Raw genomic sequence first — 26,633 nt, 5'->3', positions numbered from 1 at the left:
GGATAAACGTATTCTGTAACTACATAATTGGAGGGATTTAGTGCGGCCGCGCGAGACTCCTGCGGGAAAGCGACTCGGCGCTCGCCCGCGGAAAGCGAAGCGCCGCCGTGCTAAATCCAAGTAGTCACTTTCTTCCACTCACTACTTCGCAGTTTCACTAATCAGTGACTTACATTCTGTTGTTGAAGTTTATAGAGCAAGAAAAAGCTGATTACCTCGCACATATGCGGCAGGCAATCAGCTTTTCCATTCTATTAATCTCTACGTTCTTCTTGAATTGCGTTATCTGGTATGCTCGCAGGACCTTCTTCTTTTGGCAAGTCGCCAGTAGATGGATCTGCAGGAGCTCCTACCGAATCAGTTGTTTCTTCTTTTTTAAGATTCACTTCAGCTTCCTTGTTCGCTTGTTCATAAGGTCTCTCAGGAAGCGTTCCATGCTCCTCTAAATGCTTGATCTGAGCAGCATCGAGTGTCTCTACTTCTAATAACGTATTGGCGATTAAATTTAATAATTCGCGTCTTTCCGTTAAGATCTGTTTTGTACGCTCATATTGCTCTTTAATCATTGTTTGCATTTCTTGGTCAATTTCGTAAGCAATTTTATCCGAGTAGTTTTGTTCAGAGTTAAAGTCACGTCCAAGGAAGACGTTTCCTCCTTGTGCTTGACCGAATTGCATTGGACCAAGTTTGTCACTCATCCCGTATTCGGTAACCATACTTCTTACAATGCCTGTTGCACGTTGGAAGTCATTATGTGCACCGGTAGATACTTCACCAAAAGTAATATCTTCGGCTACTCGACCACCTAATAATCCCGCTACTTTATCAAGTAACTCTGGCTTTGTCATGAAGTAACGATCTTCTTTCGGCAACATTACTGCATACCCACCAGCTTGACCACGAGGAACGATAGTTACTTTATGAACGATTTCCGCATCATCTAGTGTTAATCCGATTACTACGTGTCCCGCTTCATGGAATGCAACAATATTGCGTTCTTTTTTAGAAATGACTTTACCTGACTTAGCAGGACCTGCAATGACGCGGTCTGTCGCTTCATCAATATCACTCATATCTACTTTTTTCTTATTGCGTCTAGCAGCTACAAGTGCCGCTTCGTTTAACAAGTTTTCTAAATCTGCACCAGAGAATCCTGGTGTACGTTGTGCAATTGCTTTTAAATCTACTGAATCATCCAATGGTTTATTACGAGCATGTACTTTAAGTACTGCTTCACGCCCTTTAACATCCGGACGACCTACAGTAATTTGACGGTCAAAACGACCTGGACGAAGAAGTGCTGGGTCTAAAATATCCGGTCTGTTCGTTGCAGCGATAATAATAATACCTTCGTTTGCACCGAAACCATCCATTTCAACTAGCAATTGGTTAAGTGTTTGTTCACGCTCATCGTGACCACCACCAAGACCAGCTCCACGTTGACGACCAACCGCATCAATTTCATCGATAAAAATAATACACGGTGCATTCTTCTTCGCATTTTCGAACAAGTCACGCACACGAGATGCACCGACACCGACAAACATCTCAACGAAGTCGGATCCACTAATAGAGAAGAATGGTACGCCAGCTTCTCCTGCAACGGCACGAGCAAGCAATGTTTTACCAGTACCCGGTGGACCTACTAACAAAATCCCTTTTGGAATACGTGCTCCAATTTCCACAAACTTACGTGGATCTTTTAAGAAATCTACTACTTCTACTAGTTCAGCTTTTTCTTCATCTGCACCAGCAACATCTGTAAACCTTACTTTTTTCTTTTCGTTATCATATAATTTCGCCTTGCTCTTACCGAAGTTCATCACACGGTTACCACCGCCTTGTGATTGACTAAGTAAGAAGAAGAATAAAATAATGATGATTAGAAACGGTAACAATCCAGTGAAAAATTGAACCCAGCCACTCGTTTTCGGAGCTTCTACGACTTCAACTTGAACTCCATTTGTTTCCGCTAACGTTAAAACTTTGCTTTGTGCTTGTTCAAAATTATATGGAAGCTTTGTTAAGAAAGTTTCCCCTTCTTCATAGCCCTTCATTTTACCTTCAACAAAATAAACTCCTTGTTCAGGCTGCATACTAAAGCTTGTTACTTCTCCATTTGCAAGAGAAGTCATAAATTCGTCATAACGAATATTTTTAGTTGGTTGATTGCCCGAATTAAAGGTCGCAAATATCCCAACAATTACAAAGAATATCAATAAGTATAATATAGCGTAGCGCAATGCTCGATTCATTCCCAGCCTCCTCACAAGGTAAACAGAAAAACTAAAGATAATCTTATCACACGATTTTTTTAACGTACAATGAAAAGCCTTTTAGTTTATCATTTGTTTTAAAAAGAATAAACTTCTTTCTTCAGTACGCCAACATATGGTAAATTACGGTATTTCTCTGCATAATCCAATCCATATCCAACAACAAATGCATCCGGTACTTCAAATCCTACATAATCCGCTTTAAGGTCTACTTTTCTTCCGCTAGGTTTATCTAGCAACGTAACCAATTTAATTGATTTTGCTTTACGATATTTAAATAGATCCACTAGATAGCTCAAAGTCATACCACTATCAATGATATCTTCAATAATTAAAATATCGCGCCCTTCCACACTAGTGTTTAAGTCTTTAATAATTTTAACTTCTCCTGAAGAAACGGTAGCGTTTCCATAGCTAGACACATCCATATAATCCATTTCAATATACGTGTCTACGCGCTTCATCAAATCCGACATAAAAGGCATTGCACCTTTTAAAATACCAATAGCTAGTGGGAACTTGTCTTCGTATTCTGTTGTTAATGTTGCACCTAGTTCACGTACTTTTTCTTCAATTTGTTCCTCTGTTAATAAAACTTTTAGTATGTCTTTTTCTAACATATTTAGTCCCCCCTAATGATTAGTCTCGCTTTATGTATATTACATAGTTTTGCGAGTAGTATTTCTTTGAAAATCTTTCTCCATAACGAAGTCCAATTACTGCTGTAATTTCATTTTTCGATGTTACAAGTAGTGGCCACTCCATTCTTTCCTGTGCTGAGACTTTTTCATCTATAAATACCCGAGATACTTTTTTGGGAGAATTCATCCCTTTTATCAGGATTCGATCCCCTTCTTCTCTTTGACGTATCATCAATGGAAGGCAATCATTTTCTAGTTGAACAAACCATTTTTCTCCGGAAGTAGCATCGGTTAAGTTTCTCGTTAAATAGATGGAATAACCAGCACCAATATTAATCCAACTGTCCTCTTCTACTACATTCCTAGCGATAATAGGTTGTTGTTTACCAGAGGAAAACTGAACTTTATTGTAATGACGTACGAGGAAATAATCTTGAGGCAAATGAATGGTAATATTGCCATCATGCTTATTACAAGCAGCCAAAATGGAATCGATTAAGTGATCATTAAGAAGTATTTCGGAGTTTTTGTATAGATACTTTAATAGTAGTAGAATCACTCTTCTTTGTAAAGCGATGGGTACTTCTATAAAGCACTTTGTATCTAGAAAAAAAACGCCATCCTGATCAATTGTCACAAGCTGTTCATACTTTCTTTTCGCCATGCTTTGAAGAAAGTCCTCATCCTGCTTTTGTTTCTCCACATATGTGCGAATACTGTCGCTTATATTGGGGTTTTCTTCTTTTAGAAGCGGGACAATTGTATGACGAATACGATTCCTAGTATATGTATGTTTATCATTGCTTGGATCATGTCTAAATGATAGCTGATGAAGATGAATATACTCGAAGATCTCATTTTTCGTTATACATAGAAATGGACGGATGATGTGACCTTCCGAAAAAGGTCTCGACCTCGGTATCCCTGTGATAGTGGACAAATTAGAGCCTCTCGTCAGCGACATAATGACAGATTCGATTTGATCATCTGCATGATGACCGAGCACTAGCTTTGTATATTGAAAGTTTTTCATTGTTTTTTCGAAAAAGGAATAGCGCTCTTCTCGACATATCGCTTGTACATTTCCACCTTCTGCAGCAACTCGTTTTGGTACTTCCAGAGTTGCTGCGTAGAATGGAATATTTAAATTGGCTGCAAATCGTTCGACAAATCTACTGTCTTCAGCTGATTCTTCTCCTCTTAACTGATGATCTGCATGCGCAATTCCGATTTCGACATGATATGTCTCTTTTAAAGTATTCAAAACATGAACTAATGCTAAGGAATCCGCTCCGCCAGAGCAAGCAATGAGGAGACGGTCCCCTTCTTTTATAAGCTGATGCTTATTTATATATTCTTTTATCTTCCGAATGAACGGCTGCATCTCTTCACCTTATTTCGTATTTGCTTGGCGCTTCCGCTTTTCTTATTAGTGTACCATGTTTTCTTGGTATTTTGCTGCTTGGCGCGGTGAAAAAATGGACCATTCTGGAACTGCGTGTTTCACTTGCATGAAGATGACGGTTCGGTCGTCCCCCGGTAAAGAGTAAGTTTCTTCTAGCGTCTTTACAAAACGTTCCGCATTCATTGTTGGATCTTGAAGAATTTTTTTGTAATACATTTCTTGTTTCTCGATAGATGTATTGGCAGAAAAGACCCCATCTGAAAGCATCACTAATACATCCCCATCCTTTACATCTACTTTTCTTGCCTCAATCGAAAAAGTTGGTAAAAATCCAAATGGCACATGCTGACTTTCAATTTTCCGCATTTCATTGCCTCTGATTAAATACGTTGACATACTTCCCGCCTTCCATGACCATAGTTCTCCGTTTTGTAAGTCAATTAACGCTAAATCCACGGTCGCATAACTATCCGTATCATCTTGTAAGCTCATCATGTAATGCAGCGTATGCATAGTCGTTTCCGGATCCATTTTTTTATTCAAACATTCGCGCATAAATTGCATCACTCTTCTGCTTTCTCGGTGAGCCTCTACATTATTGCCCATACCATCCGATAAAATAACCGCAAGTAAACCGGGATGAAGTTGGAAAACAGCATGTGCATCCCCTGAATAAATCGTATTTCTACTAGAAGATGTATAAATATCATGCGTTATTTCAAAGCGTACGGAGGATTTACAAGTCATTTGCACATGCTCGTACGGATGGTGCATTTCTTTCATCGATGTAATTTCGAAAGGCTCTTTCCACAAGTCATATAGAATTGGTAATACCAATCTTTCCCCAGTCATTTTCGCCTTTGACTCAATCGGCAAGCAACATACTACTTCCATTTGCCCGATTTCAATATTGAGCACATCAATTTGGAAGTACGGAATATTACATTGCTGAAACTTTTGTTTAATCTCCTCCTCATGTGAAGTATATAATGTTACATCATTTTCTAGATTACTCATAAGCTCTCCCATATGATTGCCCATATCACGAAGTTTTAGTGCGAACATTTTTTTACCATGCTGCATTTCATATGATAATTGTTTTTTCGCCTCCTTCTCTTTTAACTCTTTCATAATTTGGGCAGGCTTTATACATTTGTACTGCATTTTCTTTTCTATGTGGAACCTCGTCTTATTCGGTTGCTCCTCCCATTGTTTCATCAATGCCGGAATTCCGTTTGACTTTTCCCCCCAACAAGTTTCGTAACGAAAACAAGCCTGACAAATTGGTAGCGGGGCGGGTTGTCCTTTCTGAGCGGCTGCTTTTGGTTCGAACCGATCTGATATAAATCGTGTGATGAAGTCAACAAAATGCTGAAACTCCTGAAGTTGATGGTTTACTTTTTCCGTCATCCACTTTTGCCTTCTTAAAAGAACATTTGAAGTATCCGGAAATAATTGATCCTTTAAAGTTTTGATCCAGCTAGACGGAATGACAAAAAACAGTAAAGAAGCAGTAACGAGAGAACCAATATAAACAGCATCTAAAGGTAAAGTTCGATCGTAGAGTATAAAGAAAAATGTTGCTCCAAGCATACCAAACGCTTGCCACAACCTACCAAAAGGCTTATGAAGTCCTGCGAAAAAGCCAGTTAATGCATATACGGCTATCATTCCACTAAAACTGAGCTTGGAAATACTTAACACAGTCCCCGCGAGTACTGCGACTACTGTAGCGAGTTGAACACCACCTACTGCCGCTGATATCGCAATAACCAAGTGAGTAAATATTAATGGGATAGAAACATATCCGAAAATATACGAAGACATCCCTGTTAATACTAGTGCCCCTATTAGCAATGCCGCCCCCATTCTTTCGGCCGTCCATCTTTTATGAATGAAGTCTGGCATAGGAAGGAAAAGTTGAAACAAAAATATCGTCATGAATAAAGCCAGTACTCCTTCGTAAGCAATTGCTAACCAAATGGTACCTGGAACATTTCCACTGTACGAAACATATTGCCATATAGACTGGATAATAACCACGTCCAACAAAACAAAGATTGGCACAGGAATTTTCTTTAAAATTCTTTTCGAATAAAGAGGGAATAGAAGCGCTTGCAACGCATGGATCACTACTTGTCCAAGTCCTAATGTCACACTGCCCAGTAAAGCTCCCGCAATTGTCCACGGAAGAAAACGTGGAAAACGTAAACTAACAAGTGCCCAAATCGGAAGAAAAAAAGGTACAGAAGCTTCGAATAGTACAACTTGCGCTAAGAAAAATGAAAGAATAAAAAAGACAACCGTAAGTGAAATAGCTACTTTGCGTGCTTGAAGACCCTCTATTACCCTTCTAAAAGACAAACTCCTTTTCTGCTCTTGCTCATACATTGTTTTCAAATCTTATACCTCCCCGTATTCAACTATTGATGGAAGTATACCTACTGTATGCACAAAAAGTATGTCTCTTTCTGACGTCTCCCTATAAAAAGTTTTCGACGATTTCGGTCATGAAGTGAAACGGAGAAAAAGGATTGCGGGATGCATATAAGGAATATTTTTAACCAATAAAGGACTGACCAAAATGTACTGTTCATGCGGTTATACGGATAAATAAGGAGGATTTATTAAAGACCTTTTACTCTACTATAAGGGCTACATTTGTAAAATTATAACTAATTGTAATTTGTCGGAATAAACTTTCTTTTTATCTTTTTATAAATTTTTAAAAGAAGTATTGACACTTTAACAAAAGGATTGTAATATGTTAAATGTTCGTTAAAACGGCGGTGTAGCTCAGTTGGCTAGAGCACTCGGTTCATACCCGAAAGGTCGTGGGTTCGACTCCCTCTGCCGCCATACATTTTTAATTGATTATTCATTTATAGGCACTCAGATAATGTCGGATAACTTGAATTATTATCATATTAAAAATGACATATTTTAATATGGCCCCTTGGTCAAGCGGTTAAGACACCGCCCTTTCACGGCGGTAACACGGGTTCGAATCCCGTAGGGGTCATCATTTAATAAAGCAATTTCTAAAGCTTAACTTTAGAAATTGCTTTTTTCATATACATAAAAAAGGAGATTGCGATATGAATCCAAATAGACTTGAGCCTATTGAAGCTGCAAAGCAATTTATTTCTATCTATTTCCCGTATTGCCAGGGCGCTATTTTAGCAGGAAGTGTCGTTCGAGGAAAGGCGACAGAAAATTCTGATTTGGACATTGTCATATTTAGCGAAGATATTCATTCATCCTACAGAGAGTCCCTTATCTTCGGTGGTTGGCCCATAGAGGTATTTGTTCATAACTTAGCCTCTTACAAAAATTATTTTGAAAGCGATCGTAAAAGGGCAAGACCTTCTTTACCAAGAATGATTGCTGAAGGTGTTAGCTTCAAAAACGAGGGAATTTTGGAAGCTATTCAAGAGGAAGCAAAGCAAATATTAGCCACCGGCCCGGAATTATGGTCGGACGAAACGATAAAAATAAAGCGTTATTTTATAACAGATGCACTGGATGACTTTATCGGAAGTAATAATAGAGCCGAGGAATTATTTATCGCTAATACCTTGGCTGAACTGACTTGTGAATTTATATTACGTACGAATCGTAGGTGGATTGGTGCATCAAAATGGATTGTCCGATCACTAAAGGAATATGATGACGCGTTCGCAGACCAATTTGTCGAAGCTTTTGATCTTTATTATAAAACCGGTCAAAAAAGTAAAGTAATCGAAATAGTAGATAAAGCGTTACATCCTTATGGTGGTCGCTTATTTGAAGGATTTTCTTTAGGCAAGTGAGACTATTCTATGGCCGGTATAATATAAAAGAGACATCCTTGTAATTTGGATGTCTCTTTTTTCTACCTAGTGGAAATTTGTACTCGGTGATGATTGTCATGCTCCATAAAACTAGTGAAGTAACTCCGAATAGTTTCTTTATGTTCTCCAATATAGAAAACCTTATCCCATTCTACTTCAGCAATTGCTTGCAATTGCTCCATAATGCTTTGACGTTGTTGTTTTGCGTAAGAGAGGGTTTCTTTAAATGTTTGTTCATGAGCAAGGGCTGCGGCTTTTGCATTAAAGACTTCGAAGTCTGGAAACGCTTCAAGCTTTTCACCTTCTCTCATACTAGGTATACGTTGCACTAAAGTAAATCGATCCCACTCTGCTAAATGCATAATTATCTCGTTTGGTGACCACTTTCCTGCCGCGTACGGCGCATTGGCTTGTTCTTCATTTAACTTTGATAACGAGTCTATCCAATTCAAGTATTCTATGTGTGCTTGTCGTATTTCCTCTTTTGTCATGACTTCCCCCTCCTATTGCATACATTTAAAACTAATATTGTTTATACAAAAAAGGCGTCAGCAAAGCTGAACACCTTTTCATCTATTAAACATTTTTTCTACCGATAAAACAGACAGCATGTTATCCTCTTTTTGCGCCTCTACCGCCGCGCTTAGATTCTGTTGCACGCTTTAACGTAGACAAACGATCTTCACTATCCTTTAGGAATCGTGCCATTTTTTGCTCAAAATTCTCTTTATTCGGACGATCACGATCATTTGGGCGATTGTTGTTACGTGGACGCTGAGAACGTTCTGGTCTCTCTGGTCTTTCCGCTTGAGGCTTCGCTTTACGGATAGATAATCCGATTTTGCCGTCCGCTTCAACATTCATCACCTTAACTTCAACAACGTCTCCAACCTTCAAATGCTCATTAATATCTTTCACATAATTATCCGCAACTTCACTAATGTGAACTAGACCTGTTGAGCCTCCTGGCAGCTCGACGAATGCTCCGAAGTTAGTGATTCCTGTTACTTTACCTTGTACCTTGCTGCCTACTTCAATTGACATAAAAAAAATGCTCCTCCTTAAATTTTAAACGACTCTTTAGCGAGCTAGTATGATTTTTTTCATACCGTTCCCTACCTTTATTATAGCTAACAAAAAAAGAGTGTCAATAAGACTACTCTTTTATAACTTGTTTTTTTAATTTATTTCTCTTTAGGATCTGGAAGTGTGAAGATAATTTCCCCTTCTTCTGAAAGGAAATATTCTTTTCTTAATAATTTTCCAATGTACTCATCGTCATTTAATTTTGAAATTTGAAGCTTCAGCATTTCCTGTTCTTCTTGGACTTTTGCTAATTCTTCCGAGACTTTTTCTTTTTGTAATTGTTTTTCTTCTAATGCCTGATTACTGTTTATTAAGGTAGTTATTAAAAATCCTACAAGCGCTAAAGACATAATTCCAAATACAGCTAAACGCCTAAACAAACGAACCTTTTTTGCTTTTTTACGATTTTCTTGACGTTCGATAGAGCGAACATAATCTGTATTAATTGCTGCAACTTGTTTCAAAGCGGATACGTTTCTTTGCTTTTCTCCCATTTCGCTCTCTCCCGTCAAAGTACCTTAATTTTTCGTGTACTTTTTATTATAACGGAAGTTCGGTTTTTTCTTAAGAGCCAAATGCCGCATTTTTTTATAGATAAAGCGGAACGGTCGTACTATAGTTAAAAGAATAATCACTATTAATCTTAGAATTTTACGAATAATTGTTATAATTATGCGGATGATAAACCAAATCGGTAGTATGACCATCCGTAAAAAAACTCTTCCCATAAACCGAAAAATAGGTTGAAACAATTGCTCATACAATAGAATTCCTACTATTTGTGCTAATGGATCATAAATTCTCCAAATACCATCTCGCACTCGAAAAAGAATATAAAAAGTTCCTAATCCAAGTAAAATCCAAATGATTATTTCTAGAGCAGTGCTATATTTGAAAACAAAGGTACGCTTTGGAAAACTATTCATCACAAAGCGTGTCCCTTCAATTATCGCACCTATGACTACTCCACTCAACACCATTAATAATAAACTAAAAAATTGTAAAGAGAGTGTCATCCGAATAGTTTATGAAGTAACCCTCGAGCACCGTCTAAATTCTGCTCCTCATCATACTGGATGGCCTTTACAATTCCATCTAGGGTTAGCAGGCCTTTGTCTACATCTAAATGGACAATCTTCAGTTCTTCTCCCTTGATAAGAAGCAATCCTTGTGATGTTCTTACATAGAACTCTTGTTGGTCAAATCGTTCAATTGCTTTTACAGAAGTTAAATCCATTCTTTTTCGATTTCTTAACGATATTAAGTGGTCCCCCGATGGAATAGTAATTGTTTGGTTTTCTGCTTGAAATTGCATATGCTCTCTCCTCTCCTTGTCCTAATTCATTGTATGCACGTAAAAAAAAAGCATGACAAATGCGTCATGCTTTTTTTCTTAATCTTCGTCATCTATAAATGCTGGTTCGATTTTTTCTAGTCTTTCTTCTTTTATTATGGTAAACATAGAAGCGGCTTCTTCTTTTTTCGCCGAATCTTTAATCGCATCAACAGAAGCAGTTACTACTTTTTGCCCGAAACGAATAGATAACTCATCCCCTGCTTTCACATCGGAGCTTGCTTTCGCTACTTTTCCATTAATCGTAATTCGTCCTTGGTCTGCAACTTCTTTTGCAAGTGTTCTTCTTTTAATCAATCTAGAAACTTTTAAAAATTTATCTAATCTCATATTCACACTACCTCTCCAGTTTCTTTGCTTCATTCCAAAAACTATCGAGCTCTTCTAAATTATAGTCTGAAAAGTTTCCTTTTCCCTTTTTAACACTCGACTCGATAAATTGGAATCTTCTTTTAAATTTCTCATTCGCTTGTATCATTGCTTGCTCAGGAGATATTCCATAAAACCGTGCTAGATTAACAATTGTAAATAACACATCTCCTAGCTCATCCACTTGTGTATCTTTTGTCCCCGACTGTAATTCTTCTTTCCACTCTGCTAACTCTTCTGAGAATTTGTCCCAAGCACCAGAGACATCTGGCCAATCAAAACCAACCTTGGCAACTTTCTTTTGATAATTGAAAGATGTTAGAAGGGAAGAATCTGAACGCATTTCTCCGTCCAGTAATGACTCTTCATCGCTTTTTTTCTCTTCCGCTTTTATTTGCTGCCAATTGCGCATAACGTCCTCTGTGCTGTTTGCGGTGTCTTCTCCAAATACATGTGGATGTCTACGAATCATTTTATCGGAAATGGAGTTCAGTACATCCTCCATGTTGAAGTATCCACTATCCTCTCCAATTTGTGCGTGTAAAAACACTTGTAAGAGGACGTCCCCAAGTTCTTCGACAATATGATCATCATCTTCCTCATCAATCGCCTGTAAGAGCTCGTAAACTTCTTCTACTGCATATTTCTTTAGTGTTGCATGCGTTTGTTCTTTATCCCAAGGACATCCGTTAGGCCCTCTTAAATCGGCGACGATTTGGCGTAATGTTTGCCATTCCTTTAATCGTTTTTCCTGCTCTTGTATAGGGGGAATATACAATGTCGTTAAGTTATCAAGCTCCATTACATGGTCTAGCTCGTATAAAGGTACTTTCGTTAGTTTTTCTTGCGTAGAGCCTGCAGCTGTTACAATCGTCACTTCATAATCGTCCGGATACTTTTCCATAAGTGTTAGCTTTACTTCAGATGCACTAAACGCATCATACACCTGTCCGATTAGTACATGCGATCCCATTTGGACATCATCTCGTTTAAAACTAGTTCCATCTAACAGTTGAAACCCTTCAATTGGATCAATGCGTAAAGCTGCAAAAATTGGATCCAAAAAGCTTTGTCCACCTTCAATTCGGATATTTGCATTTCCCTTTCGCTCCGCCTCGATTAATAACTGAACAGTTTGTTCTGCTACAAGCGGATGCCCAGGCACTGCGTATGTAACAGAAGTTTCGTTTGCTAACTTTAGCAGTGTTTGTACTATTTCTTCGTAGACCGTTTCAAATTGATCATTTTCCTCGTATATCGCGTCAAAGCTCGTCCAGCTAAGACCTTCCGATTTTAGCTCCTGCAATACTGGGTGCTGCTCTGTACGTACATATAAATGCTCTGCTGCTTTTAGCTTTTTATATATACCTAAAGGAAGCTGATCTAAATCACTTGCTCCAAGTCCAATAATCGTTATTTCATTCATCTGTTCACACCCTTACTAATCTTTATTTAACCATAACTGGAAAGAGGCCATTCTTCTACCAAATGGCAATAAAAACCACTCTTTCTCCGCTATAACACGTCTTTTTGCTAAAATTATTAAAAAGATCGCTGCTCCGAGCATAACTGCACTTAATGATATTGCAAGTGCCTCTATACGACTAGGCAACCAATCAAAAAAGTAAGCATCTGCTACTAAACTATAAGCTATAACACCTACGACCATAGCTACAGAGGAACATGCAATTCCTTTGTAAAAGGCTAATGAAGCAAAACGTATCTTCCAACTTCTTTTAAAATAATAAAACATACATATAAATACAAGCACTAAACTAATATTTCCCGCTATAGCTGCCCCTAATATGCCGTACGCTGGTACAAGCATACCATTTACTAGCCATTTACTACATACACCAAGCATTAAAAACACTGTCGGAAGCTTTACTTTTCCGCTTCCTTGTAGCATTGCCATCAAGGTGAGAATTAAAGACATCCATACAATTTGAAAAGAGAACACCATTAAAGTGATCGACTCATCTCTCGTTTGAAACAGCATCTCATTCACAAACGGAAGTACTACAATCAGGCCTAAAGCTGCAGCAATGCTGAAAGTAAAAGCTACTCGAAACGTAAGTTGCATAAAAGGGATTGCAGTCCGCCCTTTTTCTTTATTCATCCGATGTGCGACGAGTGGAACGATCGCCAATGATAAAGTGGATGCAATAACAATCCCTAGTTGTACGAGCGGTTGACCACGGTCATAAACTCCTTTTGTCTCCATTGCCTCTTGCTTCTCCAAACCGTTTTCTAGAAGAATTTGAAAAACGGTAAATGAATCTACTAATTGTAGCAGCAAAAACAATAACGCACTTATACTTGCACTAATACTAATCATCGTTAAATCTTTTATAATTGGCCAAAGTAGTACGTAGTTTTGTTTATGACTCTTCTTCTCACGTCCAATTATCTTCCAATAAATAAATGCCAAAAATAATACACCAGCAAGTTCCCCTGCTACCGCACCGTACATTGCCATACTGCCAGCTTTATATAGATCAAAGCTTTTGGATATAACAATCCATGTACCAAGTAATATAACGGAAACTCGAATTGCCTGCTCCACTATTTGTGCATACGCTACTGGCTGCATATGGCCTTTAGATTGAAACTCTCCTTTTAACACTGCAAGCATCGGCATCAGTAAAATGACATATGAGCCTTCTTTTAATAAGTAAGCTAGATTTCCATCACCCATCGCCTCTGCGAAAAAATTTGCACCAACATACAACACGATAAAAGACAAAATGGAAAGTATCCCAATGTAGATAAATGCTATTTTACGGACTTGCGGTATGGCGTATTCTTTCCCGCTTGCTTTATAATCTGATAATACTTTTGATAGTGCAACTGCAAAACCATAGGAAGTCCAAGTTGTAATAATTCCAATAAACGGATATACCTGTTGGTAAATATAAAAACCTTCATCTCCTACTAGGTTCTGAAAAGGAACTCGGTACACTGCACTTAGTAGTTTTACAATAATTGCTGCAACAGTTAGCATTGCAGCCCCTTTCATGTAAGTCCTCATATTCCAATCATTACTCATAGTTGAATCCTTCTTCCATCCAGCAATGCATTTATTATACACAAGATAAGTTATCGCAGGACAATAAAAACATAAATGAGGATTGGGAGGATCTTGTTTTTCGAAGCCTTTAGTGTGGAGTATAGGGAAACTACGCGGTAGTGAGTGGAAGAAAGTGAGCACTTGGATTTAGTACGGCGGCGCTTCGCTTTCCCGCAGGAGTCTCGTGCGGTCGCACTAAATCCCTCCAACTATGTAGTGGTAGAATAAGTTTATCCAAAAAATGGCTAAGGGCAATCAAAAACTGTCGAAAGCAATCAGTTGTAGCCTGAGAGCAACCAAACGAATGTTAAAAGCAATTAGTTACAGTCTTACAGCAACCAAATGACCCATGAGAGCAACCAATTTTTCATAACCCAAGTTTACTTGGAATGAGATGCCGATATGGATGAATATTATTTGGGATTACTTTACAAAAAGATTCCGCTTGCTTGGCTTTGTCGCGTTCAGAGGCTAGTTTGTCGTTTTCGCAGCAATATTGGTGGTATTACATCGCACGCGCAAGCGGCGATGAAGGCTTCACGCTCACTCAGCGGACACATCACATTACTTCGCAGTTTCCCTAGAATGCGCACTAGTCGTCGACAAGAGACAGCCGATTAATCTAACTCGCTAGTTCCCATTAATAATAGTTGATAAAAAGTTATCTACATACTATAGCCTTTATTTTTTCCTAAAGCACAAAAAAGCCTTCCTCTTTTGTAAAAGAGGAAGGCTTTTTTAACTTTCCATTTGTTTTGCCAGGAAATTTGCAGCGGTTTCAATTGCTTTTAGTTCCGCTTCCCCGATAAAATGTACTTTTGATATTAAAAATACTGCCCCAATTGGATCTCCAGATGCAATTATAGGCGCGATACAATAGGACTTAACTGTTTCAAAAATTCCCGGTACCCACTCTACAGAGTTTTCATGTTTTTCCATCACAACGGATCTCTTACTCACTATTTCCTCTACATCTGGGCTTAACCGACGATTTAAATAATCTTTTTTCGATAATCCTGCTGCTGCAATCATTTCATCACGGTCACTTATCAGAACTGGAGTTCCTAAAGTTTCATACAAAGTTTCCGCGTACTCTTTTGCAAAACTTCCAAGCTCGCTTATAGGCGAATACTTCTTTAAAATTACTTCTCCATCTCTATCCGTAAAAATTTCCAACGGATCTCCTTCTCGGATGCGAAGTGTTCGTCGTATTTCTTTCGGGATTACTACTCGCCCTAAATCATCAATACGACGTACGATGCCAGTTGCTTTCATGTAATTTGCCTCACTTTCGACAGATTGGAAACTAAAATTCATTTCTGCCATAGTATGCATCACATTACCAAAAAATATGCAAAGTGGTATTTAGCTTATGCTATTTCTTTTTTTGCCTCTGGAAGAACTAACATCATTTCTTCTAATACATCAAACGGATCAAATTTTCCTGTTTTCCGTTCATCTATTGTAATGACCAGATTGCTATTATCCATCGTAAATCCTACCGCACGTCCATATTTCATAGACTTCTCTACAAGTAAGGCACCATTTATATTTTGTGTACCTTCCACACTAAATCGAATAGATACGATTTTATTTACTTCTTTAATAGATTCAACTCCCGCTGATTTACCATAAACCTTCATACGTGCAATACGTAATAATTTCTCTGCTTCAAGTGGTAAATCACCGAAACGGTCTTGTAATTCATCTACAAGATCCAAATACTCCTCTTCCTTCTCCATTGCTTTCACACGTTTATACATTTGAATTTTTTGATATCCATCTGGAATATACTCATCCGAAATATAAGCGTCCGTTGATAACACAATTTCTAAATCTGGGATTTCCTCTTTTTTAATCCCTGTTCTTTTTTCTTCTATTGCATCTTCAAGCATTTGTGTATATAGATCGAAACCAACCGAATCTATAAACCCATGTTGCTGAGATCCAAGTAAATTACCGGCTCCCCGAATAGAAAGATCTCGCATAGCGATTTTAAAGCCGGAACCGAGCTCCGTAAACTCTTTAATCGCCTGCAATCTTTTTTCTGCTACGTCTGTCAACACTTTATCTCTTTGGTGCATTAAGTAAGCATATGCAACTCGGTTGGAACGACCTACACGCCCACGTAATTGATAAAGCTGAGACAATCCCATTTTATCTGCATCATGAATAATTAGCGTATTAACATTTGGAATATCAATACCTGTTTCAATAATAGTCGTCGTGACTAAAACGTCGTATTCTCCTTCTAAAAAGCTAATAATAACCGATTCAAGCTCCGTTTCAGACATTTGCCCATGTGCAAATCCAACTCTAGCACTTGGTACAAGCATTTGAATTTCATCTACTTTTCGAGTGATATCTTCTACTCGGTTGTATAGGTAGAATGCCTGTCCTCCCCTTGCTAGTTCTCGTTCAATCGCTTCTCGGACAAGTGCACCGTTATATTCCATCACATACGTTTGAACAGGAAAGCGGTTTTTAGGTGGTGTTTCAATAACAGATAAATCCCGTACTCCAATCATCGACATATGCAATGTACGTGGAATCGGTGTGGCAGTTAGTGTTATAACGTCTACATTTGTTTTTAATTGTTTAATCTTTTCTTTATGCTTTACACCAAACCGTTGTTCTTCATCGACAACGAGAAGTCCTAAGTCGTGATAAACAACGTCTTTTGATAAGATCCGATGCGTTCCTACTACTACGTCTACCATTCCCTTTTTAAGTCCATTTATCGTTTCTGTTTGTTGTTTTTTAGAACGGAAACGACTAAGTAAGCCTACTTCAATGGGAAACTCTTGGAACCGTTCTAGCATCGTCTCATAATGCTGTTGCGCAAGAATGGTTGTTGGACAGAGAAATGCAACTTGTTTTCCTTCCATCACCGCTTTAAATGCAGCTCGAATAGCTACTTCCGTTTTTCCATATCCTACATCGCCACATACTAATCGATCCATTGGACGGGCTCTTTCCATATCCTGTTTCACTTCACGAATAGTACGAAGTTGATCTTCGGTTTCTTCATAAGGGAAGGCTGCCTCAAAAGATTGTTGCATTTCACTATCCGGCTCAAATGCATATCCTACTTCAGCTTCTCGTTTGGCATATAGTTTTATCAGCTCATCTGCAATATCTTGAACAGCTGCGGATACTTTTGTTTTTGTTTTCTTCCAGTCCGCTCCACCTAATTTATGAAGCTTTGGGTCCTTTTCTCCGGAAGCAACGTACTTTTGAATAAGATCTATTTGGTCGACCGGAACGAATAATTTATCTTCGCCGCGATATCGAATATGAAGATAGTCTTTATGAATACCGTTAACTAATAACGTTTCTATTCCAATATATTTTCCTATCCCGTGATGAATATGTACAACATTGTCTCCGGGTTTTATTTCGGAATAGCTTTTAATTCTTTCTGCATTTGATACTTTTTGTGTTCTTGTTTTTTTCTTATGCTTTTGTTTAAATAACTCAGCATCTGTAATAACAGCAATTCTTTGTAATGGTAATTCAAAGCCTGCATCTAGATCTCCTTCTACAACAAAAATACCAGGCTGCTGTAAATCATTTGTGGAGGCTCCTATCTTGGATACTATTTCATAATCTTCTAGAACAGTATGGATTTTGGAAACACGGTCTTTTCCATCTGCTAAAATAACAACGCGAAACTTCCCTTGTATAAACCGCTCCACTTCGTTTTTCAATAAGTGCATTTGTCCATGAAAGTTTTGCATTGGTTTGCAAGAGATAGTTACATTTTTCTTAATCGTTATGCCTGAGAATGTACGTGAAAATAAAGAAAAATAGACTTTTTCATTCGGAAGCATGTGAATAATATCTTTTAAATGAAACGATGGCTTTACATCATGAACTGTTTTTCCTTCTTCTAATAATGATAAGAACCAGTCATTCTCTTCTCTCTCTAACGTATCTGCTACTTCTTGAATTCTTCCAAGTTCATCAAATAAAACCATCCCATGTTGATTGAAATAGTTTCCTAAGAAGCTATTATCTTTATCCAATAATGAGACGTATTTCATAAACTCTTTCGGCTGTTCACCTTGTTTTAATAATTCGATATCATGTTGAATGTTTTGATAAAACTGATCTTTCATTTCCTGTATTTTAACTTTTTTTAAGCTTTCTGCAAGAGACTGTTCTAATTTATGTGCAAGTAGTTTCTTTTTATCCGCTGTTAAAACATACTCTGTAGCTGGTAATATTCGAATATCCTTCAACTTTTCTAAAGAACGCTGATCTTCCGCAGAGAATGTTCGAATAGAATCTACTTCTGTATCGAATAACTCTATACGTATGGGGTTTTCTAAATACAAAGGATAAATATCAATGATTCCGCCTCTTAAAGCAAACTCTCCAGGTGTAGTAACCATTGGTTGCCTTACATATCCCATATCGACTAAACTTTGTAGGAAAGATTCTAGATTAATCTCATCCCCTTCAGCAACGGAGATTGTACTTTCTTGCCAGTCTTTTACATTTGGCATATGCTTTTTTAATCCAGCGATTGGAACAATATAAATTCCATTTTTTTTCGTCAGCATATGGTCTAATGCTTCCAAACGCTGTGCACGAAGCTCTGGACTTGTAATGGATATATCTGCAGCTATAAGCTCATCTGCAGGATATAGGCGTACTAATTCCTCTCCAACAAGCTTTACTAAATCCTCTGTCAGTTTTTGAGCATGTAACAAATTGGGAGTAACAATTAAGATAGCTTTCCGACGTTCCTTATAGAGCATCTCTGTGAAGACCGCTCTTGCACTAGAAGTGAGACCAGTTATTAACTGTTGGTCATTTCCACTCTCTAATTCTTTTACTAGTTTTTGTATATGTGTATCTTCGATTAATAGATTGCTTAAAAGTTCCATTCAATCCTCCCCTATCCAACAAACAAAAGAACTTCTTTGAATGATAATAAAACAGAAAAGGCTTTGTGCACGAAATCGTGCCAAAGCGTCTTTACTGTATCCATTTTTTTAATGCATAATAGTTTGGAAACGTTTGAAGAGAATTTTGACATTCTTCACATATGCATTGCACGGTATACTCTCCCTCAGCTCCACTTACTATGTATTCATGTTGTTCTTCCGGTGTTATTTCATGTTTATTTAGAAACTGTTCATCTATACTATCAAATGGTAATTGACCAATTTCTGTTTCACAGTGGCGGCATTTATAACGAATCGGCATAACCATCAAACCTCCTTTTAGGAAGTATAGGTCTTTTCGTTAAAATTTATGCACCATTATATTTATTCATCACTTCTAAAAAACTTTTTGACAGCCAATCCTCACATGCATCCGCACTTTTTTTCACTGCTGTCTCCATTTCCATTCTTTCATCATCACTAAATTTGGATAGCACATAGTCTGGAACTTTCATCCCGTTTGCAGGTCGATCAATTCCAATTCGAATCCGGTTAAATTCTTGCGTCCCTAGGTGCTGTATAATAGACTTAATACCATTATGTCCTCCAGCACTTCCTTTTTGACGAAGTCGAAGCTTTCCTACTTGTAAATCTAGATCATCATAAATAACTACGAGGTCATCGTCGTCTACTTCAAAATAATCCATCATAGGCACGATACATTCACCCGATAAGTTCATATATGTTAACGGTTTCAAGAGCATAACTTTTTCTGTGCCTATATGAGAGATACCATACATCCCATTAAACTTTGATTGCGTGAGCGGTAACTTGAAGCGATTTGCAAGCTCGTCTATTACATGAAAACCAATATTATGTCTCGTTGCTTCGTATTGCTTCCCCGGATTTCCTAGACCAACAATAATTTTCATTCATTTCCATTCCTTTAATACGTATTTCCTTTATTTTATCATAAGAAAAGCGCAAGCGCCTATATTAGGGGGATACAGACTAAGTTCACTATGTTATATAGAACAGAAGGATACTTACTTATCTTCTTAATAAAACAAAAGAGATTGCCTTAAGACAATCTCTTTTGTTTTATTATTCTTCAGTTTTTGTCTCTTCAGTTGTTTCTTCTTCTGTATCCGTTTCTTCTGTATCTTCTACTCGCGGTGCTGACACAGTAGCTAATGTATACTCATCATCATTTACAATAGTGTACTCTATTTTGTCGCGAACATCCGCAACTGTTAATGTGTCACCAATTGCCATTCCCGAAACATCAACATCGATGCTTTCAGGGATACTAGATGGTTTTACAGTAATCGTTATTTCTCTATTTGGTTGTTGCAGCAATCCACCCTCAGATACACCAACTGAATTACCAACAACATTTACTAAAACGTTTACGTCTAATTCTTCTTGCATGTTAATCGCTAAAAAATCTGCATGAATCATTTGACCCTTTAGTATATTCATCTGATAATCACTCATCACCGCGTTAACTGTTTTACCGTTAACTTCTAGCTTAATGACTCCATTACGACCAACTTCACGAAGCGTTTTAGTTAAATCTTTTTCTTCTACCGCGATTGGTTGTGATTCTACTTCAAAACCATATACGACAGCAGGAATATATCCATTGTTTCTTAACTTGTTATTTTCTTTACGCCCTCTTGCTTGTGCTTTTACAGTTGTACTCATCTATTCTCATCCTCCCGATAGTTTTCTACCAATATGTATACCCACTATCAGGATTCTTCAAACATTATTCAGATAAATCTCAATCAAATAAAGTACTTACTGACTTTTCTTCGAATACACGTACGATTGCGTCCCCTAATAATTTTGCTACTGATAATTCTTTAATTTTTGGAGACGTTTTTTCTTCGGATAATTGAATTGAATTCGTGATCACTAATTCCTTTATTACTGAGTTATCGATACGTTCAATAGCTGGACCAGATAGTACTGCGTGCGTACAGCAAGCATAAACTTCTTTTGCACCGCTTTCCATTAACGCTTGCGCCGCAATAGAAATAGTACCAGCTGTATCAATGATGTCGTCGATTAAAATAGCAGTCTTACCTTCTACATTACCGACAATATTCATTACTTCTGCAACATTTGGACGTGGACGACGTTTATCGATGATAGCGATCGGTGCTTTTAAGCGATCAGCCATTTTACGAGCACGTGTTACACCACCATGGTCTGGAGATACAATAACTAATTCCGCAGGATCAATATCTTTTCCTAAGAAATAATCAGATAAAATCGGCGCTGCCACTAAATGGTCAATCGGAATATTAAAGAATCCTTGAATTTGTGGAGCATGTAAATCCAATACGATTGCACGAGTTGCCCCTGCTGTTGTTAAAAGGTCTGCTACAAGCTTAGCTGTAATCGGTTCACGAGCACGTGCCTTTCTATCTTGACGAGCATATCCGTAGTAAGGTAACACAACACTTATTGTACGTGCAGAAGCACGTTTTAAAGCATCTAGCATTATAAGTAATTCCATAATATGTTCGTTTACAGGAGCAGACGTTGATTGAACAATAAACACGTCACAACCGCGGATACTTTCTTCAATATTGATTTGAACTTCGCCATCACTGAATCTAGTAACTGTGCTTTTTCCTAGTGGAACTCCTACTGCGTTTGCGATTTCTTCAGCTAATTCTTTATTAGAATTTAAGGTAAATATTTTTAACTTCGAATTTGCATATTGTTCTGACATGATAATCCTCCTGAGGAATCAGTTATTTTAGTTTTAGTTTATTTACATAGCCTTCTTTATTTTCTTGTCGTGCACGACCTATTGCAAGTGCTTCACCAGGAACGTTTTTTGTGATTGTAGAGCCTGCAGCAACATACGCCTTAGTTCCAATTGTAACAGGTGCTATTAAATTAGAGTTACAGCCAACAAAAGCATCGTCTTCAATTGTTGTTACAAATTTATTTTTCCCATCGTAATTTACTGTAATCGTTCCACAGCCAATATTTACATTTGAGCCAATTGAAGCGTCACCCATATAACTTAAGTGAGAAATTTTACTACCATTTCCTACTGACGATTTTTTCACTTCAACAAAGTTACCAATCTTCACGTCATTTCCAAGTTCAGACTGTGGTCGAATATGTGCAAATGGACCAATTGTTGTATGATCGCCGACTTCACTCGATAACACAACGGATGAATGGATAGTTGTTCTGTTCCCAATAACACTTGAAACAAGATGACTGTTCGGACCAATTATACAATTTTCTCCAATGGTAGTTTGTCCTTCAATAATAACTCCAGGCTGGATAACTGTGTCTGCACCAATTACCGCATCGCTACTGATGTATGTACTTTGAGGATCAATAATTGTGACACCTTCCCGCATATGATGATGAGCAATACGAGATCGCATGATCTGTTCTGCTTGAGAAAGTGCGATTCGATCATTTATACCAAGAATCTCATCAAAATCCTTTGCGGCAAAAGCAGAAACTACTTCTCCTTCTTTTTGCAAAATTTCGATTACATCCGGTAAATAATACTCACCTTGTGCATTTTCGTTTTTCACTAATTTTAACGATTTAAATAATGCTTCATTATCGAAACAATAAGTACCTGAGTTAATCTCATTTACAAGCTGCTCTTCTGCAGATGCATCTTTTTGCTCCACAATGCTTTTTACATTTCCACCTTCAGCACGGATTATTCTTCCATACCCAGTTGGATCAGCAGCAATTGCAGTTAAAATCGTCGCTTTAGCTCTTGTTTGTTTATGATGATTTAATAACTCTCTCATTGTTTCTGCTGTAATTAGTGGTGTATCTCCACAAATTACAATAGTTGTTCCAGATAAATCGGCAAGTGTTGTTTCTGCTTGTAAAACTGCATGCGCTGTTCCTAGTTGCTCTGCTTGAAGTACATACTCACTTCTGTTTCCTAATTCACTTTGAACAACTTCTGCACCATGACCAACTACTGTCACGATTTTTTCAACACCTAGCTTTTCCATGTTATCGATAACATGTTCCACCATGGGCTTTCCACAGACAGGATGCAGTACTTTATATAGATTTGACTTCATACGAGTTCCTTTACCAGCTGCTAGTACAACCGCAAAAGTATTTGTCATATTCCGAATTCCCTCCAGTGGGCTAATTTCCTCTTTTGACTATAGCGGAAATGAACCGATATTTCAAGGAAATATCTCTTGACAAATACATGACAAAACAAGTATTATAGATAAATTTATTGCACAAAAAAACCATCTCTGGAATAGAAATGGTTTTGGTGTGCGTTTTTTAGTTGTCCAAACTTTTGTACACAGCTCCTCACGGAAGGATGTTACTCCTTGATATCATAGGAGAAAAAGCTGTGGTTATTAGATAAAGGCGCTTGTGCTTTTTGTATATTATACGCTGGCCTCTGTTAGTTTCTGTTCTTCCACATCACTACTTAAATGATACGCATACAATACTGCTTCTTGAATTTTGTTTCTCGTTCCAGGATTTATCGGATGGGCAATATCCCTAAATTCACCTTCTGGAGTTCTTTTACTAGGCATTGCAACAAACAACCCAGCATTTCCATCTATCACTCGAATATCATGCACAACAAATTCGTTGTCCAATGTAATGGAAGCGATAGCACGCATACGACCATCTGTTAGTACTTTGCGTAACCTCACGTCAGTTACTTCCATTTAATTACCACCCCTTTTTCATAGTTGCATCTCTTTCTATCCATTACTATTCCACAAGAATTTCATTTTTCCTTCTTTTATATGAGAATATTTTTAATATTATAAAATAAAAAACGCTTTATGTGGAGATAGATTCACAATTTAGGGATACTCCCCGGTAGTGGGTTAAATGAATTGTCCGCTACAATCCGTGAGAAATAATGCTAGTTAATTAGCGTCGCTGTTTAGTGGCATTTCACTCCAAGTAAACTTGGCTTATGAAAATTGGTTGCTTTCAAGAGTAATTTGGTTGCTTTAAGACTAGATTAGTTGCTCCCAACAGTCGTTTGGTTGCTCTCAGAATAGAACTGGTTTCTTTCGACAGCTGTTTGGTTGCCCTTATCCATTTACTGGATTTATATGATTGATAAACTTTTGATGATTTTATTTTTAGCAAGTCGATCATAAATAGAAAAGAATCCTACCGAGGACAACAGGGTGTCGGTTACGAAGGCGTTGCCACACGATATGGCACTCTGAGCCTTTGTAAGATGAGACTGCACAACATATGCGCAAGCGGTGGTGCTGACTCATCTACCCATCCGGTGGAAATCCGAGTGTCCGCCTTATTCAACTCACTACCGCACAGTTTCCCTATATTCCACTTTAAATAAAAAAAGCATGTTCTCCGAAGAAAACATACTTTATGTTTAAACTATAGCAATTACTTCAATTTCCACTTTTACGTCTTTGGGCAATCTTGCTACTTCTACAGCGGATCGAGCTGGTTTATGGCCTGCAAAATGTTTTTCATATGCATCATTGAATTCTGCAAAATCATTCATATCTTTTAAGAACACCAATGTTTTTACAACTTTGGATAAGGATGAGCCAGCTTCTGTTAAGACTGCCTCTAAATTTGCAAATACTTGTGCTGTTTGTTCTGTTATAGAACCTTCTACAACTTCTCCTGTTGGAGTTAATGGGATTTGGCCAGAGCTATAAAACATTCCATTTACGATAACTCCTTGTACATAAGGCCCGATTGCTGCTGGTGCATTAGTTGTTGCTACTGCTTTCATCTAAATTTCCACCCTTCACAAAATAATTTCCTTCTGTTAAAGCAATTGTACCACTTTTTTCATTTACTTCGTGTAGTTTCACTAGAGATAAATAATCTTCTACTAACTGCTCGCCTTCATGCTCCGCTTCTACCAGTACCGCAATGCCTGCAAGCTCACAATTGAATTCCTCTAGTAAGCTTTTCATTCCGTTAATCGTTCCACCGACCTTCATAAAGTCATCCGTGATTAACACACGTTGTCCTTTTTCCATACTTCTTTTAGAAAGAACCATTGTTTGAATACGTCTGGCAGATCCAGAAACATAATTAATACTAACCGTTGGACCTTCTGTTACTTTACTGTCTCTTCGTACAACAACTACTGGTACATTTAAATGTCTGGCTATGGCGTGCGCAATAGGAATTCCTTTTGTGGCAACCGTCATAATCGCGTCTATTTTTTCATTTGCAAAAGCGGAAGCAAACACTTTCCCCACTTTATTCATTAGAGCTGGGCTTCCTAACAAGTCGGTCATGTACAAGTAGCCACCTGGTAACAAACGTTCTGCCTTTGAAAGTTGTTCCATCAGCTCTTCTGCTACAACTTTTACATCTTCGTCCGTCATCGTCGGGATAAACTTTACTCCACCTGCTGCTCCAGGCACAGTTACAAGTAAACCGCTACCTCTTTCTTCAAATGTTTCTTTTACAATCGTTAAATCTTCACTGATGGAAGATTTAGCTGATTCGTACAAAGAAGCAAAAAATGTCAAAGGGATTAATTTATGAGGATGTTCCATTAAGAATTGCGTCATATCTACTAATCGTTCACTTCTTTTCCACTTCATCCAATCACCTCCAAATACGAATATTTTATAAAAAACTTAACACAAACATCCGTATTTAAGCAAGTGCGTCTCTGTCTCCGATTAATCGAACAGCGTATACTTCATCACAAAAACCACGAAGTCCGTTATATACTCTTTGTACTCTCGATTCCTGATTTACTAGCCCGAATACGGTTGGACCACTACCACTCATCAATACGGCATCTGCACCAAACTTTTGCATCTGCTCTTTTAATACTGCTACTTCTGGATATAGTTTCAATGTGACATCTTCTAATACATTCCCTACCGATGCACACATCAATTCAAAATCCTTTTTCTTGATTGCTTGAATCATTTGTTCTGTATTTGGATGTGTTATGTCATTTATTTTTAAATTCCCATAAATATCGGCAGTTGAAACTCCAAGTGTTGGCTTTGCTAGAATGACCCAGCAATTTGCAGGAGGCGGCAACTTTTGAATTTTTTCGCCTCTTCCAGTTGCAAGTGCTGTTCCACCGTAAACACAAAAGGCAACATCTGAACCGATTTTAGTAGCTACCTGAGCAAGCTCGTCCAATGTAAGCCCTAAATTCCATATCGTATTTAATCCTCTTAATGTGGCAGCGGCATCACTACTTCCACCAGCTAGTCCAGCTGCAACAGGAATGTTCTTTTCGATTTTTATCGATACACCAAGCTTCACATTGTACATTTCTTTTAATATCTTCGCAGCCTGATATGCTAAATTGCGATGATCATTTGGAACAAAACGATCGACCGATATTATATGTATAGCTCCATCTTCTCTTACTTCCAATCCAATACGGTCCGCTAAATCAACTGTCGTCATTATCATTTCAACTTCATGATACCCGTCTGGACGTTTATGTAGTACATCAAGGGTTAGGTTTATTTTGGCAGGTGCTTTTACATAGTACATCCCATCTGCTCCTTTTCCAACATATATTGTTCCCTATTTTACCATAGTACATAAGAAAAGCGGAAGCGCCTATGTTAGCACGATACACTCTAAGTTCACAACGACTGTCTGACTGCTTCGTGAAGCATTCTAAGTAAGCCACATTATGTCGACTTAAAAAAGAAAAGGCAGATTTCTCTGCCC

General features: G+C 37.9%; 24 protein-coding genes and 2 tRNA genes. 3 read left to right on the top strand and 23 right to left on the bottom strand.

All coding sequences use genetic code 11. The features are described from left to right. Positions 1-254: 254 nt before the first annotated feature. From ftsH to ACIP9W_RS21645, 4 genes are all read right to left on the bottom strand, one after another. Positions 255-2,255 (bottom strand): ATP-dependent zinc metalloprotease FtsH, encoded by a 2,001-nt coding sequence (gene ftsH / locus ACIP9W_RS21660; protein WP_282240962.1) that lies wholly within the window; start codon positions 2,253-2,255, stop codon positions 255-257. A gap of 98 nt (positions 2,256-2,353) precedes the next feature. Beyond that, positions 2,354-2,896 carry a hypoxanthine phosphoribosyltransferase gene (gene hpt / locus ACIP9W_RS21655; RefSeq protein ID WP_142540934.1) on the bottom strand — a complete coding sequence of 181 codons (543 nt, stop codon included), beginning with the start codon at positions 2,894-2,896 and terminating at the stop codon, positions 2,354-2,356. 19 nt (positions 2,897-2,915) lie between these two features. Beyond that, the gene (gene tilS / locus ACIP9W_RS21650; RefSeq protein ID WP_400793242.1) at positions 2,916-4,301 is read right to left on the bottom strand and encodes a tRNA lysidine(34) synthetase TilS; all 1,386 of its coding nucleotides are present in this window, start codon (positions 4,299-4,301) and stop codon (positions 2,916-2,918) included. Between the two features lie 45 nt (positions 4,302-4,346). After that, positions 4,347-6,713 carry a SpoIIE family protein phosphatase gene (locus tag ACIP9W_RS21645; protein ID WP_282240975.1) on the bottom strand — a complete coding sequence of 789 codons (2,367 nt, stop codon included), beginning with the start codon at positions 6,711-6,713 and terminating at the stop codon, positions 4,347-4,349. A gap of 394 nt (positions 6,714-7,107) precedes the next feature. Here ACIP9W_RS21645 and ACIP9W_RS21640 point away from each other — a divergent pair. The 3 genes from ACIP9W_RS21640 to ACIP9W_RS21630 all read left to right on the top strand — a co-directional run bounded on the left by ACIP9W_RS21640 (position 7,108) and on the right by ACIP9W_RS21630 (position 8,134). Continuing rightward, positions 7,108-7,181, top strand: a tRNA-Met gene (locus ACIP9W_RS21640). A 91-nt stretch (positions 7,182-7,272) separates the two neighbouring features. Next, positions 7,273-7,344 (top strand) — tRNA-Glu (locus ACIP9W_RS21635). A gap of 76 nt (positions 7,345-7,420) precedes the next feature. Next, complete coding sequence (locus ACIP9W_RS21630; protein ID WP_400793241.1) at positions 7,421-8,134, top strand: nucleotidyltransferase domain-containing protein; 714 nt, start codon at positions 7,421-7,423, stop codon at positions 8,132-8,134. A 62-nt stretch (positions 8,135-8,196) separates the two neighbouring features. On the opposite strand, the gene ACIP9W_RS21625 is transcribed toward ACIP9W_RS21630, so the two are convergent. The 19 genes from ACIP9W_RS21625 to ispE form a co-directional block, all read right to left on the bottom strand. Beyond that, complete coding sequence (locus tag ACIP9W_RS21625) at positions 8,197-8,646, bottom strand: DinB family protein (protein WP_400793240.1); 450 nt, start codon at positions 8,644-8,646, stop codon at positions 8,197-8,199. A 121-nt stretch (positions 8,647-8,767) separates the two neighbouring features. Next, positions 8,768-9,199 carry a S1 domain-containing RNA-binding protein gene (locus ACIP9W_RS21620; protein WP_282240958.1) on the bottom strand — a complete coding sequence of 144 codons (432 nt, stop codon included), beginning with the start codon at positions 9,197-9,199 and terminating at the stop codon, positions 8,768-8,770. Between the two features lie 140 nt (positions 9,200-9,339). After that, entirely contained in the window at positions 9,340-9,735 is a 396-nt protein-coding gene (locus ACIP9W_RS21615; RefSeq protein ID WP_282240957.1) for an FtsB family cell division protein, read from the bottom strand. 24 nt (positions 9,736-9,759) lie between these two features. Further along, positions 9,760-10,257 carry a spore cortex biosynthesis protein YabQ gene (gene yabQ, locus ACIP9W_RS21610; protein WP_400793239.1) on the bottom strand — a complete coding sequence of 166 codons (498 nt, stop codon included), beginning with the start codon at positions 10,255-10,257 and terminating at the stop codon, positions 9,760-9,762. After that, positions 10,254-10,556: a sporulation protein YabP gene (gene yabP / locus ACIP9W_RS21605; protein ID WP_142540926.1), complete on the bottom strand. Its 303-nt coding sequence runs from the start codon at positions 10,554-10,556 to the stop codon at positions 10,254-10,256. The genes yabQ and yabP overlap by 4 nt, the downstream gene beginning before the upstream one ends. Positions 10,557-10,634: 78 nt before the next feature. Continuing rightward, a complete protein-coding gene (locus tag ACIP9W_RS21600; RefSeq protein WP_400793237.1) occupies positions 10,635-10,925 on the bottom strand; it encodes an RNA-binding S4 domain-containing protein in 291 nt (96 codons plus the stop codon). A gap of 7 nt (positions 10,926-10,932) precedes the next feature. Next, positions 10,933-12,390 (bottom strand): bifunctional methyltransferase/pyrophosphohydrolase YabN, encoded by a 1,458-nt coding sequence (gene yabN, locus ACIP9W_RS21595; protein ID WP_400793235.1) that lies wholly within the window; start codon positions 12,388-12,390, stop codon positions 10,933-10,935. Between the two features lie 15 nt (positions 12,391-12,405). Next, complete coding sequence (locus ACIP9W_RS21590; protein ID WP_400793233.1) at positions 12,406-14,013, bottom strand: putative polysaccharide biosynthesis protein; 1,608 nt, start codon at positions 14,011-14,013, stop codon at positions 12,406-12,408. Between the two features lie 759 nt (positions 14,014-14,772). Continuing rightward, positions 14,773-15,309, bottom strand: coding sequence for a stage V sporulation protein T (gene spoVT / locus ACIP9W_RS21585; protein WP_142540949.1), 537 nt, complete (start codon positions 15,307-15,309; stop codon positions 14,773-14,775). 95 nt (positions 15,310-15,404) lie between these two features. Further along, positions 15,405-18,929: a transcription-repair coupling factor gene (mfd, locus tag ACIP9W_RS21580; RefSeq protein ID WP_400793231.1), complete on the bottom strand. Its 3,525-nt coding sequence runs from the start codon at positions 18,927-18,929 to the stop codon at positions 15,405-15,407. Positions 18,930-19,020: 91 nt separating this feature from the next. Beyond that, positions 19,021-19,251 (bottom strand): anti-sigma-F factor Fin, encoded by a 231-nt coding sequence (locus tag ACIP9W_RS21575; RefSeq protein ID WP_400793229.1) that lies wholly within the window; start codon positions 19,249-19,251, stop codon positions 19,021-19,023. A 46-nt stretch (positions 19,252-19,297) separates the two neighbouring features. Then, complete coding sequence (pth, locus tag ACIP9W_RS21570; RefSeq protein WP_400793227.1) at positions 19,298-19,861, bottom strand: aminoacyl-tRNA hydrolase; 564 nt, start codon at positions 19,859-19,861, stop codon at positions 19,298-19,300. A gap of 172 nt (positions 19,862-20,033) precedes the next feature. Beyond that, complete coding sequence (locus ACIP9W_RS21565) at positions 20,034-20,636, bottom strand: 50S ribosomal protein L25/general stress protein Ctc (protein ID WP_400793225.1); 603 nt, start codon at positions 20,634-20,636, stop codon at positions 20,034-20,036. Positions 20,637-20,715: 79 nt separating this feature from the next. Further along, positions 20,716-21,675: a ribose-phosphate diphosphokinase gene (locus ACIP9W_RS21560; protein WP_400793223.1), complete on the bottom strand. Its 960-nt coding sequence runs from the start codon at positions 21,673-21,675 to the stop codon at positions 20,716-20,718. Between the two features lie 22 nt (positions 21,676-21,697). After that, on the bottom strand, positions 21,698-23,068 hold the full coding sequence (glmU, locus tag ACIP9W_RS21555) for a bifunctional UDP-N-acetylglucosamine diphosphorylase/glucosamine-1-phosphate N-acetyltransferase GlmU (RefSeq protein WP_400793221.1): 1,371 nt from the start codon (positions 23,066-23,068) through the stop codon (positions 21,698-21,700). 279 nt (positions 23,069-23,347) lie between these two features. Next, positions 23,348-23,638: a septation regulator SpoVG gene (gene spoVG / locus ACIP9W_RS21550; protein WP_400793219.1), complete on the bottom strand. Its 291-nt coding sequence runs from the start codon at positions 23,636-23,638 to the stop codon at positions 23,348-23,350. Between the two features lie 689 nt (positions 23,639-24,327). Continuing rightward, complete coding sequence (locus ACIP9W_RS21545; RefSeq protein ID WP_282240949.1) at positions 24,328-24,699, bottom strand: RidA family protein; 372 nt, start codon at positions 24,697-24,699, stop codon at positions 24,328-24,330. Next, entirely contained in the window at positions 24,677-25,528 is an 852-nt protein-coding gene (gene purR / locus ACIP9W_RS21540) for a pur operon repressor (protein WP_400793217.1), read from the bottom strand. Before purR ends, ACIP9W_RS21545 begins: the two co-directional genes overlap by 23 nt. A gap of 55 nt (positions 25,529-25,583) precedes the next feature. Next, positions 25,584-26,450 (bottom strand): 4-(cytidine 5'-diphospho)-2-C-methyl-D-erythritol kinase, encoded by an 867-nt coding sequence (ispE, locus tag ACIP9W_RS21535; RefSeq protein WP_400793215.1) that lies wholly within the window; start codon positions 26,448-26,450, stop codon positions 25,584-25,586. Between the last annotated feature and the right edge of the window lie 183 nt (positions 26,451-26,633).

This window comes from Psychrobacillus sp. NPDC093180 (assembly GCF_044754065.1).
Lineage (GTDB): Bacteria > Bacillota > Bacilli > Bacillales_A > Planococcaceae > Psychrobacillus.
Note: the sequence above shows the minus strand (reverse complement) of the source record. Positions and strands in the feature narration are given on the sequence as shown.

Bases quoted from the DNA above. Each gene is read 5' to 3' on its own strand.
- ftsH (WP_282240962.1), bottom strand. From the start codon at position 2,255: ATGAATCGAGCATTGCGCTACGCTATATTATACTTATTGATATTCTTT.
- hpt (WP_142540934.1), bottom strand. From the start codon at position 2,896: ATGTTAGAAAAAGACATACTAAAAGTTTTATTAACAGAGGAACAAATT.
- tilS (WP_400793242.1), bottom strand. From the start codon at position 4,301: ATGCAGCCGTTCATTCGGAAGATAAAAGAATATATAAATAAGCATCAG.
- ACIP9W_RS21645 (WP_282240975.1), bottom strand. From the start codon at position 6,713: ATGTATGAGCAAGAGCAGAAAAGGAGTTTGTCTTTTAGAAGGGTAATA.
- ACIP9W_RS21630 (WP_400793241.1), top strand. From the start codon at position 7,421: ATGAATCCAAATAGACTTGAGCCTATTGAAGCTGCAAAGCAATTTATT.
- ACIP9W_RS21625 (WP_400793240.1), bottom strand. From the start codon at position 8,646: ATGACAAAAGAGGAAATACGACAAGCACACATAGAATACTTGAATTGG.
- ACIP9W_RS21620 (WP_282240958.1), bottom strand. From the start codon at position 9,199: ATGTCAATTGAAGTAGGCAGCAAGGTACAAGGTAAAGTAACAGGAATC.
- ACIP9W_RS21615 (WP_282240957.1), bottom strand. From the start codon at position 9,735: ATGGGAGAAAAGCAAAGAAACGTATCCGCTTTGAAACAAGTTGCAGCA.
- yabQ (WP_400793239.1), bottom strand. From the start codon at position 10,257: ATGACACTCTCTTTACAATTTTTTAGTTTATTATTAATGGTGTTGAGT.
- yabP (WP_142540926.1), bottom strand. From the start codon at position 10,556: ATGCAATTTCAAGCAGAAAACCAAACAATTACTATTCCATCGGGGGAC.
- ACIP9W_RS21600 (WP_400793237.1), bottom strand. From the start codon at position 10,925: ATGAGATTAGATAAATTTTTAAAAGTTTCTAGATTGATTAAAAGAAGA.
- yabN (WP_400793235.1), bottom strand. From the start codon at position 12,390: ATGAATGAAATAACGATTATTGGACTTGGAGCAAGTGATTTAGATCAG.
- ACIP9W_RS21590 (WP_400793233.1), bottom strand. From the start codon at position 14,013: ATGAGTAATGATTGGAATATGAGGACTTACATGAAAGGGGCTGCAATG.
- spoVT (WP_142540949.1), bottom strand. From the start codon at position 15,309: ATGAAAGCAACTGGCATCGTACGTCGTATTGATGATTTAGGGCGAGTA.
- mfd (WP_400793231.1), bottom strand. From the start codon at position 18,929: ATGGAACTTTTAAGCAATCTATTAATCGAAGATACACATATACAAAAA.
- ACIP9W_RS21575 (WP_400793229.1), bottom strand. From the start codon at position 19,251: ATGCCGATTCGTTATAAATGCCGCCACTGTGAAACAGAAATTGGTCAA.
- pth (WP_400793227.1), bottom strand. From the start codon at position 19,861: ATGAAAATTATTGTTGGTCTAGGAAATCCGGGGAAGCAATACGAAGCA.
- ACIP9W_RS21565 (WP_400793225.1), bottom strand. From the start codon at position 20,636: ATGAGTACAACTGTAAAAGCACAAGCAAGAGGGCGTAAAGAAAATAAC.
- ACIP9W_RS21560 (WP_400793223.1), bottom strand. From the start codon at position 21,675: ATGTCAGAACAATATGCAAATTCGAAGTTAAAAATATTTACCTTAAAT.
- glmU (WP_400793221.1), bottom strand. From the start codon at position 23,068: ATGACAAATACTTTTGCGGTTGTACTAGCAGCTGGTAAAGGAACTCGT.
- spoVG (WP_400793219.1), bottom strand. From the start codon at position 23,638: ATGGAAGTAACTGACGTGAGGTTACGCAAAGTACTAACAGATGGTCGT.
- ACIP9W_RS21545 (WP_282240949.1), bottom strand. From the start codon at position 24,699: ATGAAAGCAGTAGCAACAACTAATGCACCAGCAGCAATCGGGCCTTAT.
- purR (WP_400793217.1), bottom strand. From the start codon at position 25,528: ATGAAGTGGAAAAGAAGTGAACGATTAGTAGATATGACGCAATTCTTA.
- ispE (WP_400793215.1), bottom strand. From the start codon at position 26,450: ATGTACTATGTAAAAGCACCTGCCAAAATAAACCTAACCCTTGATGTA.